Raw genomic sequence first — 14,829 nt, 5'->3', positions numbered from 1 at the left:
TTGGCCGTTGAGTCGAGGGTGTGCCTGGTCGATGCCTGGGGCATTCCGGCAACCCTGTGCAGGTGCCGGTTTACAAGCGCTGCGCGGTGATGGAGGTTTACCTGGCAGGCTATCTGGAGGATGCTGCGGAACTATCCGGCACTTTATTTCTCTATGATGGCAGCGGTTAGCCAGCGCGGGGCATTGTAAGGCGCTCGCGCCCTCATTAGACTGCGCCGAAACTCGTACACACAGCCTTTTTAAGGACTCATATGATCAAGAAATGCTTGTTCCCAGCAGCCGGTTACGGTACTCGCTTCCTGCCAGCGACTAAAGCCATGCCTAAAGAAATGCTGCCGGTGGTGAACAAGCCACTGATCCAGTACGGCGTTGAAGAAGCGCTGGATGCCGGATTGAATGAAATCTCCATCGTGACCGGCCGCGGCAAGCGCGCCCTCGAAGACCACTTCGACATCAGTTACGAGCTGGAAAACCAGATCAAGGGCACCGACAAGGAGAAATACCTGGTCGGTATCCGCAAGCTGCTGGACGAGTGCTCGTTCTCCTACACTCGCCAGACCGAAATGAAAGGCCTGGGCCACGCCATTCTGACTGGCCGCCCGCTGATCGGTGACGAACCCTTCGCCGTGGTGCTGGCGGACGACCTGTGCGTCAACCTCGAAGGCGACGGCGTACTGACCCAGATGGTCAAGCTGTACAAGCAGTTCCGCTGCTCGATCGTGGCCATCCAGGAAGTCGATCCGCAGGAAACCAACAAGTACGGCGTGATTGCTGGCGAGATGATCCGTGACGACATCTACCGCGTTCACAGCATGGTCGAGAAGCCAAAGCCGGAAGACGCACCGTCGAACCTGGCGATCATCGGTCGTTACATCCTGACTCCGGACATCTTTGACCTGATCGAGCAGACCGAGCCGGGCAAGGGTGGCGAGATCCAGATCACCGACGCCCTGATGAAGCAGGCGCAGAACGGCTGCGTGATGGCCTACAAGTTCAAGGGCAAGCGTTTCGACTGCGGTGGTGCCGAAGGCTACATCGACGCAACCAACTTCTGCTTCGAGAACTTCTACAAGACCGGCAAGGCTTACTGATAGCCGCTGCACTGGTTTTTCGGAAAAGCCACCTTCGGGTGGCTTTTTCATTTGTCGCCCTTATGTAGACCTCTGCGCTGACCCGATCGCCATCTGCGGTTATGCTTGTCAGCCTGCCTGGGAGAGTGAAATGGCCTACGATTTTGATCTTTATGTAATTGGTGCCGGTTCCGGCGGTGTGCGCTGCGCGCGATTCGCGGCGGGTTTTGGCGCGAAGGTCGCGGTCGCTGAAAGCCGCTATCTGGGCGGTACCTGTGTCAACGTCGGCTGCGTGCCGAAAAAGCTGCTGGTGTACGGCGCGCACTTCGCCGAAGACTTCGAGCAGGCCTCGGGTTTCGGCTGGTCCCTGGGTGAGGCGAATTTCGATTGGGCGACCCTGATCGCCAACAAGGATCGCGAAATCAATCGCCTCAACGGCATCTACCGCAATCTGCTGGTCAACAGCGGCGTGACCCTGCATGAAGGCCACGCCAAGCTGATCGATCCGCACCAGGTAGAGGTCAACGGCCAACGCTACAGTGCCAAGCACATCCTCATTGCCACCGGCGGCTGGCCACAGATCCCGGATATCCCGGGGCGTGAGCATGCCATCAGTTCCAACGAGGCCTTCTTCCTCAAGGAGCTGCCCAAGCGCGTGCTGGTGGTGGGCGGTGGCTACATCGCGGTGGAGTTTGCCGGGATCTTCCATGGCCTGGGCGCCGATACCCAGCTGTTGTATCGCGGTGAGCTGTTCCTGCGCGGTTTCGACGGCGCAGTGCGCAAGCACTTGCAGGAGGAACTGACCAAGCGTGGTTTGGGCCTGCAGTTCAATGCCGACATCGAGCGCATCGACAAGCAGGCCGACGGCAGTCTTGAGGTCACCCTCAAGGATGGTCGCAAGCTGGCCGCCGATTGTGTGTTCTATGCCACCGGGCGCCGGCCGATGCTGGACAACCTGGGGCTGGAGAATACCGGCGTGAAGCTCGACAAGCGCGGTTTCATCGAAGTGGACGAGCAGTATCAGAGCAGTGAGCCGTCGATCCTGGCGATTGGCGATGTCATCGGCCGCGTGCAGCTGACGCCGGTGGCCCTGGCTGAGGGCATGGCCGTGGCTCGGCGCCTGTTCAAGCCCGAGCAGTACCGTCCCGTGGATTACCAGATGATTCCTACGGCGGTGTTCAGCCTGCCGAACATCGGTACCGTCGGCCTCACCGAAGAGCAGGCGCGAGAAGCGGGGCACAAGGTGCAGATCTTCGAGAGCCGCTTCCGGCCGATGAAGCTGACCCTGACCGACTGCCAGGAACGCACCCTGATGAAGCTGGTGGTGGACGCCGACAGCGACAAGGTCCTGGGGTGCCACATGGTCGGCCCGGATGCCGGTGAAATCGTTCAGGGCCTGGCAATTGCCCTGAAGGCGGGGGCGACCAAGCGCGACTTCGACGAAACCATCGGCGTGCACCCGACGGCCGCCGAAGAGTTCGTCACCATGCGTACGCCTGTCGCGGGCTGATCAAGCCTTCGCAGGTGCGTCTGGCTGGGCCTTGGTGGCAGCAGCCAGGCGCAACGCCTCCAGGCCGGCCTCGGCCTTGGTGGCGCGCAATTCCATCTCCTTGCTCGATCGAGCCTGTTTCCTGGTTTGTTCCTTGAGTGCCTGAACTTCTTCCTGGGCAACGCGCAGGCGTTCCTGGAGCAGGGTGCTTTCGCTGTCCTGGCGGGCGACCTGTTCGCTCAGGCGGGCTTGCAGCGCCGAATTCTTGCTGGCGGCATCCTGGGCTTGCTTGAGCTCTTTGTGGATGGCGCGCTGTTCGCTGAGCAGGCGCTCGTTATCGCGATGCAGTTGGGTGATCTCGTCCTGGCGTACCAGCGCGCTCTGTTGGGCCTGGCGCAGCTCCATCTGGATCTGTTGCCACTGCCCTTCGTGGCGGCGCTGCTCCTGTTCGCGCTGTTCCTTGCTGGCCGCGCGGTAGTGCTCCAGGGCGTCCCGGGCATGCAGGTGCTTTTCCTCCAGGGAGTGGATCTGCTGCTCCTTGTCCTCCAGTCGCAGCTCAAGGCCCTTGAGTGCCTGGTTGAGTTCGGCGTTGCGGGTCTGTTCGCTCTGCAGCATGGAGCGAGTGTCTTGCAGGGCGGCGCTTTCCCCGGCCAGGGCGCTGGCCTGAATCTGCAACTGCTGTTGCAACTGCTCCTGAAGCTGGTGGGCTTCGTTCAACTGGTGTTCCAGCACCTGCTTCTGTGCTTCGAAGTGGGCGAGGGCTTGCTCCAGGGGTTCCTGGGCCTGCTCCTGCAGACGTTGCGCCAGGCGCCCCACTAGTTCGCCCAGTTCTTGGCCCAGGGGTGCAGGGCCGCTGTCACGCCGGCTGGCGCCGTCATCCAGCTCCTTGAGATAGCGGTGGATGGTGGTTTTCGAGCCGGTATTGCCCATTTCGATGCGTACTGCGTCGATGCTGGGGTGTTCGCCGCGGGCAAGAATCGCCTGACGCGCTTTCTTCACCACCGCCTTGTTTATGCCTCCGCGAGCCATGCATCCTCCGACGATTTAATACTGTGTTACGTGGTATGTAATTACATGGAATTGTACAGCAGATGTGAAATTATCAAAAGCCTGAAACTGACATGGGATATTATGGTATTACCCCGTGTGATAGGCGCTGAGGGCGGTTTTCGCCAGCCATCGCCGTACATTTGCCTGAGTTGAGCTGCCATGAGCGAGCTGGATCGTTATCTGCAAGCCGCCACCCGCGACAACACCCGTCGCAGCTATCGGGCGGCCATCGAGCATTTCGAAGTGCAGTGGGGCGGTTTCCTTCCGGCTACGGCCGAAAGCGTGGCCCGCTACCTGGCCGCCTATGCCGGTGAGCTGTCGATCAATACCCTGCGGTTGCGCCTGTCGGCCCTGGCCCAGTGGCACAGCAGCCAGGGCTTTGCCGACCCGACCAAGGCGCCGGTGGTGCGCCAGGTGTTCAAGGGCATCCGTGCGCTGCACCCGGTACAGGAAAAACAGGCGCAACCCTTGGAGCTGCAGCACCTGGAACAGGTCGTCGCCTGGCTAGATGAGGAGGTGGCGAGTGCCGCAGCTGAACAGCGCCAGGGGGATCTGTTACGTGCCCGGCGTGATCGGGCGCTGATCTTGCTGGGCTTCTGGCGCGGCTTTCGCAGTGATGAGCTGTGCCGCTTGCAGATCGAGCATGTGCAAGCGGTGGCCGGGTCGGGCATCAGCCTCTACCTGCCCCGCAGCAAGAGTGACCGTGACAACCTTGGGCGGACCTTTCACACCCCGGCCTTGCTGCGCCTGTGCCCGGTGCAGGCCTATATCGAGTGGATCAACAGCGCGGCGCTGGTCCGCGGGCCGGTGTTTCGCGGCATCAACCGCTGGGGGCGCCTGAGCGAGCAGGGGTTGCATGCCAATAGCGTGATCGCGTTGCTGCGCCAAGCCCTGGAGCGTGCCGGTATCGCTGGCGAACACTACACCAGCCATTCCCTGCGCCGGGGCTTCGCCACCTGGGCGCACCGCAGCGGTTGGGATCTGAAATCACTGATGAGCTATGTCGGCTGGAAGGACATGCAGTCCGCCATGCGCTACGTCGAGGCCAACCCATTCATGGGCATGGCGCGCATCGGCGAGAAGCCGGTACAGCAGTAGATTAAGGTTTCTTCTATTAATACTGTTGGCTGATAGTCAAAACCAATCGGCAGCATCAGGTTTGCCAATGAGCCAAGGGGCGATTCATTGGTTAGGATTCTCCCCATCAAGTTTTCACCCAATGTTCTCAACCACTGATGGAGAGTCAACGATGCCTATCATCAACAGCCAAGTTAAACCCTTCAAAGCTACCGCATTCAAAAACGGCGCATTCGTCGAAGTGTCGGACGCCGATCTGAAAGGCAAATGGTCTGTCGTGTTCTTCTACCCGGCTGACTTCACCTTCGTGTGCCCAACCGAGCTGGAAGACCTGGCCGACAACTACGCCGAATTCCAGAAGCTGGGCGTCGAGATCTACAGCGTTTCCACCGACACCCACTTCGCCCACGCTGCCTGGCACAACACTTCGCCAGCCATCGGCAAGATCCAGTACACCATGATCGGCGACCCGACCCTGGCCATCTCCCGCAACTTCGATGTGCTGATCGAAGAAGCCGGTCTGGCTGACCGTGGCACCTTCGTGATCAACCCTGAAGGCCAGATCAAGATCGTTGAAATCAACGACGGTGGTGTAGGCCGTGACGCTTCCGAGCTGCTGCGCAAGATCAAGGCCGCTCAGTACGTCGCTGCTCACCCAGGCGAAGTCTGCCCAGCCAAGTGGAAAGAAGGCGAGGCCACCCTGGCTCCGTCCCTGGACCTGGTCGGCAAGATCTAAGTCCATGCATTACCCAAGGGCGGTGATCCGCACCTAAGCCAGCTGCACCGCCCTCAAACAACGCCCGGGCGAGATTCGCTCGGGCGTTGTTTTTTCTACCGAATCAAAACAGGAGATCGCCCGTATGTTGGACGCCAATCTTAAAGCTCAGTTGAAGTCTTACCTGGAACGGGTCACCCAGCCGATCGAGATCGTAGCCTCCCTCGACGACGGTGCGAAATCCCAGGAAATGCTCGCGTTACTCAAAGACATTATCAGTCTTTCCAACCAGATTACCTTGCTCGATAACGGCAGCGACGCGCGCAAGCCTTCGTTCTCGTTGAATCGCCCGGGAAGTGATATCAGCCTGCGTTTCGCCGGTATTCCCATGGGCCACGAATTCACTTCCCTGGTGTTGGCCTTGCTGCAAGTGGGTGGCCATCCATCCAAGGCCAGTACCGAGGTGATCGAGCAGATCCGCTCGCTCAAGGGCGAGTTCAATTTCGAAACCTACTTCTCGCTGTCCTGCCAGAACTGCCCGGACGTGGTCCAGGCGCTGAACCTGATGGCGGTGCTCAACCCCAACATCCGTCACGTGGCCATCGATGGCGCACTGTTCCAGGCCGAAGTCGATGAACGCAAGGTCATGGCGGTGCCCAGTGTCTACCTCAATGGTGTGAACTTCGGCCAGGGGCGCATGGGGCTGGAGGAAATCCTCGCCAAGCTCGACACCGGTGCGGTGGAGAAGCAGGCGCAGAAACTCAACGCCAAGGAAGCCTTCGACGTGCTGGTGGTCGGCGGTGGTCCAGCGGGTGCTTCGGCAGCCATCTATGCCGCTCGCAAAGGCATCCGTACCGGTGTGGCTGCCGAGCGTTTCGGTGGCCAGGTGCTGGACACCATGGCGATCGAGAACTTCATCTCGGTGCAGGCAACTGAAGGGCCGAAGCTGGCCGCCGCCCTGGAAGAGCACGTCAAGCAGTACGACGTGGACATCATGAATCTGCAGCGGGCCAGTGCCCTGGTGCCGGCCAAGGAAGTCGGCGGCTTGCACGAGATCCAGTTCGAAAGCGGCGCCAGTCTCAAGGCCAAGTCGGTGATCCTGGCTACCGGTGCCCGCTGGCGCGAGATGGGCGTGCCGGGTGAGCAGGAATACAAGGCCAAGGGCGTGTGCTTCTGCCCGCACTGCGACGGCCCGCTGTTCAAGGGCAAGCGTGTGGCGGTGATTGGCGGCGGCAACTCCGGTGTCGAAGCGGCCATCGACCTGGCGGGTATCGTCAGCCACGTGACCCTGCTGGAGTTCGACAGCAAGCTGCGGGCGGATGCGGTGTTGCAGCGCAAGCTCTTCAGCCTGCCCAACGTCAAAGTCATCACCAGCGCCTTGACCAGCGAAGTGAAGGGTGACGGCCAGAAGGTCACCGGCCTGGCCTACAAGGACCGTGATTCGGGCGAGTTCCACACGGTGGACCTGGAAGGCATCTTTGTGCAGATCGGCCTGTTGCCCAACACAGATTGGCTCAAGGGCACCGTCGAGCTGTCGCCTCGTGGCGAGATCATCGTCGATGCCCGCGGCGAGACTTCGCTGCCTGGGGTATTTGCTGCAGGTGACGTCACCACGGTGCCCTACAAGCAGATCGTGATAGCCGTGGGCGAGGGCGCCAAGGCTTCCCTCAGTGCATTCGATCACTTGATCCGTACCTCAGCACCGGCTTGATCGGTCGCTTAGAAAAACAAAACCCCATGAGCCTGGCTCATGGGGTTTTTTATTGCTGTGCCGGCAGGCACCGGCTTGTCGCTGAAGTGGCCGCTGGGTCTTGCGCCGCCCTTGAGAAGGGGAGTGCTGACAATCCAGCTTCTACACAGGCCGGCTTCGCACCTGCATAGGTTTACAGCGGTGCTGGCTGGATGATCTCGACCCAGTAGCCGTCCGGGTCCTTGATGAAGGCCAGGCTTTTCATCCGGCCATCGTTCAGGCGCTTCTGGAAATCGCAGCCCAGGGCTTCGAAGCGCTCGCAGGCGGCGACGATGTCCGGCACCGAGATACAGATGTGGCCGAAGCCGCGCGGGTCGCTGTTGCCGTTGTGGTAGGCGAAGGCTGGATCGTTCTCGGTGCCGTGGTTGTGGGTCAGTTCGAGAATGCCGGGAATCGACTTCATCCACTCGGTTCGCGCGCCAGCGTCTGCCGGGATCTGTGCCTTGTCCACCAGGGCCAGGAAGTACAGGCTGAACTCGGCTTCAGGGAAGTCGCGTTTTTCCACCAGGGAAAAGCCCAGGACCCGGGTGTAGAAGTCCAGGGAGCGAGTGATGTCCTTGACGCGCAACATGGTGTGGTTGAACACGAAACGGGCAGTGGCCGCATCCGGTTGGGCGGTCACGCCGGGAAAGGTATTGAGTTCGTTGAGGCTCATGGGCCCTCCAGAAGAAAGTGCGGCCAAGACTGCTTGCCGGGGCAAGCAGCCTTGGCTGGCAATGGTTCGGACATCCTTGGGATCGGGCAATGATACGCAAGTGGGTCGGCTGGCGCCAAACCCAAAGCTCCTGATCTATTGCCCATTCCTGGCGCCGGGCTCAGACTTCCAGGCCCCTTTACCTCAGTGTGCAAACGCATGATCGAGTCTTTTAAGTTCCGCGCCGCAGCTCTGTTGCTACTGGCGCTGGCCGGTGTTGCAGAGGCCGAGCCGCAAGTGACCTGGCCCCAGGGCTGGACGGTGGAACCGCTGCCGGCCCAAGAAGGCGAAGAGGCCGCCAAGGTGTCCCGGCAGAGAGCGGTCAAGAGCGATACCGCTGGCAATCCACTCATGGTCATGGAGTTGACCATGACTCAGGTGGACAGTGGGCATGTAGTCAATCTGCAGGGGGTATTGCTGGAGATGCGCAAGTCGGTGCAAAAGGACTTTGCCCAGGGCGGTTATCAGAGTGTCTGTAACAAGATTCATGCCGCGCAGTTGAGTCGTCTCGAGGCGCTGGAGACTACTTGCACCATTACCCAGAATGGCCGGCATGTGCTCTCGCAAACATTGGTGGCGGCACTGAATGGGGATAAGGCTTATGTACTTTCATACGCTGGCCAGGCTGCGGCTTTTGCCGAGAGCCAGGATGAAATACTCGCTGTACGAAATGGCCTTAAACTTTAAGGAAAAATCTGAACCAATCGGTTCGCTTTCTGCAGGTTGCCCGTTCGTTAGCGAAAAGGCATTAAGCCTGAAGTTGCTTGGGAATCAGACGTTATTGCACGATGTATCAGCTAGGGAGAGGGGTGGGATCTCGCTCGGCTCTTCCCTTAGATGCAAGTCGTAATAAGAATTTTCTTATTCAATGTAAAAGGCCCTACATATGCAGGGCCTTTTTCGGGGTGCGGCTTTGTTCAAGCGCGCAGCCAGGAATCCACAGTGGCGGCACCGTACTGTTCTTTCCAGGCCTTCAGGCCGCGGTGATTGCCGCCTTTGGTTTCGATCAGTTCGCCGGTGTGCGGGTTCTGGTAGACCTTGACCACGCGGGCACGGCGCTGCTTGGGGGCGTTGGCCTGTGGCAGGCCGGCCTTGCCCTGGTTGGGATCAAGGATGGCGATGATGTCACGCAGGCTCTTGTCGTAGGACTTCATCAGGGCCTGGAGCTTTTCTTCGAACTCGATTTCCTTCTTGAGTCCGGCGTCGTTTTTCAGGGATTCAAGCTGCGCGAGCTGTTCTTGAAGTGCTTTTTCTGCAGCACGAAACTCAGCAAGTCTGGACAATATCTTCACTCCACTAGTCTATTTGGCTGATACAAACCACAAACAAAGCTATAAGCCATGAGCCGATTAAGGCTCGATTAAGTGGCCTACCTGTGAATCTTGTACAGGCGGGAAAAATTGTAGTAGTTAATGCATCGAGAGTAAATCAGGTTGTTCTTGTTAAATGCGATATTGACCAATTGATTCAAATTTGTGCAGGCCCCGAGTTGTTAGATCCAGCACTTTTTGTTCGGGTATGGCTATTTAATGGCGCGCCAGGGCTGCAACAAATTCGGCACTGGGCATGGGCCGTCCGAATAAATAACCTTGCAGGAAATCCACCCCTTTAGCGGCTAGATAATCCCGCTGTTCTGCAGTTTCAATACCTTCGGCGACAATGCCCAGATCGAGTTTGGCCGAGAGTTCGATAACGCTGTCGAGTATATGCAGGGACAGTGCGTCGGCACCGATCATGGCGACGAAACTCTGATCGATCTTCAAATAATCCACATTGAACTGGCGCAGATAACCCAGGCTGGAATGCCCGGTACCGAAGTCGTCGATGGCGATCATCACACCCAGTTCGTGCAGGGCGGCAAACAGCTGGTGGGTGGTAGCCGTGGGCTCGATCAGTTCGCGTTCGGTCAACTCCAGCACCAGGATCACCTTGCCTGGGGGGAAGCCGGCGAGGAACTCCCGGCAGTCCTCCAGCAACTGCAGGTCATGGCAATGGCTGGCGGTGATGTTGATACCTATATGGAAACCGTCGGTAAAGTGCGCGGCATGGGGCGCCAGGGCTTGTTGGGTCTGCTGCATCAGCGAGCGGGTCATGGGCACGATCAGCCCCGAATGCTCGGCGAAGGGGATGAACAGGTCCGGGCGCACCAGCCCCTCTTTCGGATGCTGCCAGCGCATCAGGACTTCGATGCCGGCCCACGCCAGGGTGTCACCGCGCACCACCGGCTGAAAGTACGGAATGAACTCCTGGGCCCCCAGTGCCCGTTGCAGCTCGTGGGTGGGGGAGGCGGAGCGCTTTTGCAGCCAGTGGGCAAGTACGCCCGCCGCCGCGCCGAAAAACACCAGCAGGCTGAACAGCGCCGGGTACTGGCTCTTCATGTAGTTCCACACGTCGCCCTCGGGAAACCCCGAGCTGACGCTGTAGGGATAGCGCGATGAGCTCAGTTGCTGGCTGGCCACGGCCGCCAGTGGCGGGCTGCCCTCGTGGACACGGCCGTCGCTGGACAGCCAATGCCCGCCGACCTGCAATTGCAGGTCGGCGAAGCGGCTGATCAGGCGCAGGGCATTGGTCAGGTGATAGCCGTCGATGGTGGCCAGGGCGGCGCGATCGCCCTCGCTCCAGCGATAGACCAGCAGGGCCGTGTCGGGGGTGACAGGGTTGCCGCTCATCAGCCAGAGGCGGCCGTCCACGTAGTCCAGGGGGTTGAGCGGGACTGCGAAACTGCCGAGCAGGGAGCTGCAATAGTTGTTGTTGCGCCACACCAGGTTGGTCGAGCGCACGAACGGTCGGCGGGTGACCTGTTCGCGCAGGGCCAGTTGCCGGACTTCATCACAATCGCGGCCCACCTGGGGCAGCAGCGCCCTGGCGGCGATGTCGGTGTTGTCGAGCATCAGGTCGAACTGGCGGATGGCCTCTTCGGCGGTTTCCAGGCTGCTGTGCATCAGTGTTCGTTCGGCCTGGGCGTAGAGGATGAGGGCGCCGAGCCCGATGGGAAGAAGCATGGCCAGCAATGTCCAGAAGGTACGGGTAGAGCGCTTCAATGGACCTTTGGCGGTCAGGGGCATGGATCGGACCTGTCGGCGGGCGAGGGGGAGGATGGCACCGGGGGGCATGGCCCCTGCGGCTGTCTTGATCATCGCAGGATAGCCGGCTTTTACCGGCGATAAAGGCGCTGCGCGTGCTGGATGAAGGCCAGGGCCGCCGGCGACGCCTGGCGTCGGTCGAGCACCGCGATCCCCACTTGGCGGCGCACGGCAGGCTCCAGGGGGCGGCTGGTGTAGCGCGGGTCCGCGGCCTGGGGCAGGGACAACTCGGCAACGATGCTCAAGGCATCGCCGCGGGCCACGGTTTCCAGGGTGCTCAGCAGTTGGGTGCTGCGGTAGCGGATATTGGGCCGCAGGCCGGCACCGATGAACAGGCGTGACACCAGCTCCGCCGAGCCGGCTTCGGTGAGCACGAAGGGGTCATGGCACAGTTGGTCCAGGCGCAGTTGCGCTTCACTGGCCAGGGCGTGGCTGGCTGGAATCAATGCCAGCAACTGGTCCTCGACCACAGGCACGGTGTCGAAGCGCTCCTGGGGCAACACCACGAAGCCCAGGTCCACCCGTCGTTCTTCCAGCCATTGCAGGACCTGGCGATCGGGGCCTTCGTCGATATGCACTTCGATGTCCGGATATTCGCGGCGGTAGTCGTGAAGAATCCGGGGCAGGAGGCGGATCGACGAGGTGGGGCCGAACGAGCCGATGCGCAAGGTGCCGCGCTTCATGCCCCGGGCATCCGCGGCTTCCTGGGCCAGGGTCGCCGCCAGGCCGAGCATGGCCCGGGCGCGCAGCAGCAACTGGGTGCCGATGTCGGTGAGTTCGACCTGGGCCTGGTGCCGGCGAAACAGGTCCACCTGCAGCTCCTGCTCCAGTGACTTGATGGCATGAGACACCGCCGACTGGGTGATGCCCAGGCGCGTGGCGGCGCTGGTAAAGCCCTGGAGTTCGGCCACCAGGGAAAAGATCTCCAGCTGGGTCAGGGTCATGAGTAAAAGCTCATTTTACGATGATCAGGCATTAGACAAAAAATGGTCGTGCAGTACAAACCCATTGCCTCAGAGCGTCTTGACCATGAGTGAAAGCAATATCAGCGGCCCCCTGGCGGGCGAATACCGGGACCTGGCGGTGTATGGCCGCCTGGCGACAGTCACCATGATCTGGGGCGGCACCTTCGTTGCCGGGCGCTACCTGGCCGGCGGGCTCTCGCCCTTGCTGGCCGCCAGCCTGCGGTTCCTGCTGGCCAGCCTGGCCTTGCTCGGCTTCATGGCCGTGGCGCGTATTCCCCTGGTGCGGCCCAGCCTCAGGCAGTTCGGCCAACTGGCACTATTGGGGTTCTTCGGGATCTTCTTCTACAACCTGTGTTTCTTCCTCGGCCTGGAGCAAGTCAAGGCTTCTCGGGCATCGTTGATCGTGGCCCTGAACCCGGCAGTGATTGCCCTGGCGTCCTGGGCGCTGTTCAAGGAGCGCCTGGGCCGGCGCACGCTGTTGGGCATTGCCCTGTGCCTCTGTGGCGCGGCCCTGGTGATCTGCAGCCGTGACCCTTCGGCCCTGGCGGCGCAGGCCGGGAGCTGGCAAGGCGACCTGCTGATTCTTGGCTGCGTGCTGGGCTGGGGCGTGTACTCGCTGTTCTCCAGGGGGCTGAACCACAGCCTGGGCTCATTGCAAACCGTGACCTGCTCGATCCTCCTGGGCACCCTGATGCTCTGCGCCGCCACCCTGATCCGTGGCGAGTTCGACCTGCAGGCGGTGGCTCGCCTGAACCTGGCCCAGGGCTTGAGCCTGTTGTACCTGGGCGTGCTGGGTTCGGCGCTGGCCTATATCTGGTATTACGACGGCTTGCGGCGGATCGGTACCACCCGTTGCGGTGTATTCATCGCCCTCAATCCGCTGACGGCGGTGATCCTCGGCGCGCTCGTGCTGGGAGAACAGTTGAGCCCGGTGATGGGGGGGGGCGGGGCGCTGATTCTCGGCGGTATCTACCAGTGCAACAAACCCCTTGCGGGCGGGCCAAAAAAGGCGATTTTATAGAGAATGCGGACAAAGGCTTTTACGCTGTGTAGAATCCGGTTACGCATACAATAATAAAGTCTTCTGGCAGCAGAAGCCTCGCCCCCCAGCCTGTAAGACAGGGTCGAAATGAAGATTCTCGGGTTTCAACTGATCTATGGTGACTTCCTCGCCCGCAGCGTGCGCGGTATCTCCTGTGCGCCACCGTCCCTCCTCAGCATTGCTAGCAACTAACGATCCGTTAATTCTAAAAATATGATGAGGCGCCAACCATGGCAGATATCTTCGAAAACCCAATGGGCCTGATGGGCTTTGAATTCATCGAATTCGCATCGCCTACCCCCAACACCCTCGAACCGATCTTCGAGATCATGGGTTTCACCAAAGTCGCGACCCATCGTTCCAAAGACGTGCATCTGTATCGCCAGGGTGCGATCAACCTGATCCTCAACAACGAACCCCATAGCGTCGCTTCCTACTTCGCGGCCGAGCACGGCCCGTCGGTGTGCGGCATGGCGTTCCGGGTCAAGGATTCGCAAAAGGCCTACAACCGCGCCCTGGAACTGGGCGCCCAGCCGATTCACATTGAAACCGGCCCGATGGAACTGAACCTGCCGGCGATCAAGGGCATTGGCGGCGCGCCGCTGTACCTGATCGACCGTTTCGGCGAGGGCAGCTCGATCTACGACATCGACTTCGTGTTCCTCGAAGGCGTGGACCGCAACCCCAAGGGCGCGGGTCTGAAGATCATCGACCACCTGACCCACAACGTGTACCGCGGGCGCATGGCCTACTGGGCCGGCTTCTACGAGAAGCTGTTCAACTTCCGCGAGATCCGCTACTTCGACATCAAGGGCGAGTACACCGGCCTGACTTCCAAGGCCATGACCGCTCCGGATGGCATGATCCGCATCCCGCTGAACGAGGAATCGTCCAAGGGCGCCGGGCAGATCGAGGAGTTCCTGATGCAGTTCAATGGCGAGGGCATCCAGCACGTGGCCTTCCTCACCGACGACCTGGTCAAGACCTGGGACGCCCTGAAGAAGATCGGCATGCGCTTCATGACCGCGCCACCGGACACCTACTACGAAATGCTCGAAGGGCGCCTGCCGAACCACGGCGAGCCGGTCAACGAGCTGCAATCGCGGGGCATCCTGCTGGACGGTTCTTCGGAAGCCGGCGACAAGCGCCTGCTGCTGCAGATCTTCTCGGAAACCCTGATGGGCCCGGTGTTCTTCGAATTCATCCAGCGCAAGGGCGACGATGGCTTCGGCGAGGGCAACTTCAAGGCACTGTTCGAATCGATCGAACGCGACCAGGTGCGTCGTGGCGTACTCGCCACCGAGTAAGCCCCGGCACGCTTGAGTCCAAGGCCCGATCAGGAGGTTTCTGGTCGGGCTTTATTTTGCCTGTCGGTTGGCGATTGTGAATGTGTTAATGTTTCGCCCCCGATTCCCAGCCCCTGACCGATGCCTCGATGAACACACCCAGACCTTCCCTGACCTTGACCCTGCTGCAGGCCCGTGAGGCCGCCATGGCGTTTTTCCGTCCCTCGCTGAACCAGCACGACCTGACCGAACAGCAATGGCGGGTGATCCGCATCCTGCGCCAGAACGGCGAGCTGGAGAGCCATCAGCTGGCGAAGATGGCCTGCATCCTGCCGCCGAGCATGACCGGCGTGCTGACCCGCCTGGAGCGCGACCAGTACGTCAGCCGGCGCAAGTCTCCGGAAGACCAGCGCCGCCTGTTCATCACCCTGACCGACAAGGGCCAGGCCTGTTTCGAATCCATGAGCGGCGACATGGAAATCAACTACCAGAAGATCCAGCAGCAGTTCGGCGAAGACAAGATGCAGGCCTTGCTGGCCCTGCTCAACGAACTGAAGCAGATCAAGCCCTGAGCCCGTATTGCAGGCCTTGATGCACGCGAGATACCC

Annotated in this window: 14 protein-coding genes; 9 read left to right on the top strand and 5 right to left on the bottom strand. The window is 60.6% G+C overall.

Annotation, left to right across the window (positions count from 1 at the left end; genetic code table 11):
- Nucleotides 1-251: 251 nt before the first annotated feature.
- Entirely contained in the window at nt 252-1,091 is an 840-nt protein-coding gene (gene galU, locus AC07R1_RS06730; protein WP_011061681.1) for a UTP--glucose-1-phosphate uridylyltransferase GalU, read from the top strand.
- Between the two features lie 130 nt (nt 1,092-1,221).
- Nucleotides 1,222-2,580 (top strand): glutathione-disulfide reductase, encoded by a 1,359-nt coding sequence (gorA, locus tag AC07R1_RS06725; RefSeq protein WP_041118540.1) that lies wholly within the window; start codon nt 1,222-1,224, stop codon nt 2,578-2,580.
- Here the strand turns inward: gorA and AC07R1_RS06720 are convergent, their stop codons facing one another.
- Nucleotides 2,581-3,588 carry a DNA-binding protein gene (locus AC07R1_RS06720; protein ID WP_495110315.1) on the bottom strand — a complete coding sequence of 336 codons (1,008 nt, stop codon included), beginning with the start codon at nt 3,586-3,588 and terminating at the stop codon, nt 2,581-2,583.
- A 180-nt stretch (nt 3,589-3,768) separates the two neighbouring features.
- On the opposite strand from AC07R1_RS06720, the gene AC07R1_RS06715 reads away from it, so the two are divergent.
- The 3 genes from AC07R1_RS06715 to ahpF all read left to right on the top strand — a co-directional run bounded on the left by AC07R1_RS06715 (nt 3,769) and on the right by ahpF (nt 7,112).
- Nucleotides 3,769-4,707 carry a site-specific integrase gene (locus tag AC07R1_RS06715; RefSeq protein WP_011061678.1) on the top strand — a complete coding sequence of 313 codons (939 nt, stop codon included), beginning with the start codon at nt 3,769-3,771 and terminating at the stop codon, nt 4,705-4,707.
- 151 nt (nt 4,708-4,858) lie between these two features.
- Nucleotides 4,859-5,422 (top strand): alkyl hydroperoxide reductase subunit C, encoded by a 564-nt coding sequence (gene ahpC, locus AC07R1_RS06710; RefSeq protein WP_011061677.1) that lies wholly within the window; start codon nt 4,859-4,861, stop codon nt 5,420-5,422.
- 124 nt (nt 5,423-5,546) lie between these two features.
- Entirely contained in the window at nt 5,547-7,112 is a 1,566-nt protein-coding gene (gene ahpF / locus AC07R1_RS06705) for an alkyl hydroperoxide reductase subunit F (RefSeq protein WP_495110314.1), read from the top strand.
- Between the two features lie 172 nt (nt 7,113-7,284).
- On the opposite strand, the gene gloA is transcribed toward ahpF, so the two are convergent.
- The gene (gene gloA / locus AC07R1_RS06700; RefSeq protein WP_011061675.1) at nt 7,285-7,806 is read right to left on the bottom strand and encodes a lactoylglutathione lyase; all 522 of its coding nucleotides are present in this window, start codon (nt 7,804-7,806) and stop codon (nt 7,285-7,287) included.
- A gap of 198 nt (nt 7,807-8,004) precedes the next feature.
- Between gloA and AC07R1_RS06695 the strand changes: the two genes are divergently transcribed.
- Nucleotides 8,005-8,532, top strand: coding sequence for a DUF4946 domain-containing protein (locus tag AC07R1_RS06695; RefSeq protein ID WP_015635885.1), 528 nt, complete (start codon nt 8,005-8,007; stop codon nt 8,530-8,532).
- A gap of 230 nt (nt 8,533-8,762) precedes the next feature.
- Here the strand turns inward: AC07R1_RS06695 and AC07R1_RS06690 are convergent, their stop codons facing one another.
- The 3 genes from AC07R1_RS06690 to AC07R1_RS06680 all read right to left on the bottom strand — a co-directional run bounded on the left by AC07R1_RS06690 (nt 8,763) and on the right by AC07R1_RS06680 (nt 11,872).
- On the bottom strand, nt 8,763-9,128 hold the full coding sequence (locus tag AC07R1_RS06690) for a histone-like nucleoid-structuring protein, MvaT/MvaU family (RefSeq protein WP_015635884.1): 366 nt from the start codon (nt 9,126-9,128) through the stop codon (nt 8,763-8,765).
- A 243-nt stretch (nt 9,129-9,371) separates the two neighbouring features.
- On the bottom strand, nt 9,372-10,910 hold the full coding sequence (locus AC07R1_RS06685) for an EAL domain-containing protein (RefSeq protein WP_495110313.1): 1,539 nt from the start codon (nt 10,908-10,910) through the stop codon (nt 9,372-9,374).
- An 89-nt stretch (nt 10,911-10,999) separates the two neighbouring features.
- A complete protein-coding gene (locus tag AC07R1_RS06680; protein WP_041118536.1) occupies nt 11,000-11,872 on the bottom strand; it encodes a LysR family transcriptional regulator in 873 nt (290 codons plus the stop codon).
- 85 nt (nt 11,873-11,957) lie between these two features.
- Here AC07R1_RS06680 and AC07R1_RS06675 point away from each other — a divergent pair, with 85 nt between their 5' ends.
- The 3 genes from AC07R1_RS06675 to hpaR all read left to right on the top strand — a co-directional run bounded on the left by AC07R1_RS06675 (nt 11,958) and on the right by hpaR (nt 14,793).
- Nucleotides 11,958-12,914 (top strand): DMT family transporter, encoded by a 957-nt coding sequence (locus AC07R1_RS06675; RefSeq protein ID WP_495110312.1) that lies wholly within the window; start codon nt 11,958-11,960, stop codon nt 12,912-12,914.
- A 251-nt stretch (nt 12,915-13,165) separates the two neighbouring features.
- Nucleotides 13,166-14,242 (top strand): 4-hydroxyphenylpyruvate dioxygenase, encoded by a 1,077-nt coding sequence (hppD, locus tag AC07R1_RS06670; protein ID WP_011061669.1) that lies wholly within the window; start codon nt 13,166-13,168, stop codon nt 14,240-14,242.
- A gap of 128 nt (nt 14,243-14,370) precedes the next feature.
- Nucleotides 14,371-14,793: a homoprotocatechuate degradation operon regulator HpaR gene (gene hpaR, locus AC07R1_RS06665; protein ID WP_011061668.1), complete on the top strand. Its 423-nt coding sequence runs from the start codon at nt 14,371-14,373 to the stop codon at nt 14,791-14,793.
- The last annotated feature ends 36 nt before the right edge of the window (nt 14,794-14,829 follow it).

Source organism: Pseudomonas sp. GW821-FHT07F01, from assembly GCF_059418825.1.
The sequence above is the reverse complement of the archived record's forward strand: the minus strand, read 5'-3'. Positions and strand labels throughout refer to the sequence as shown.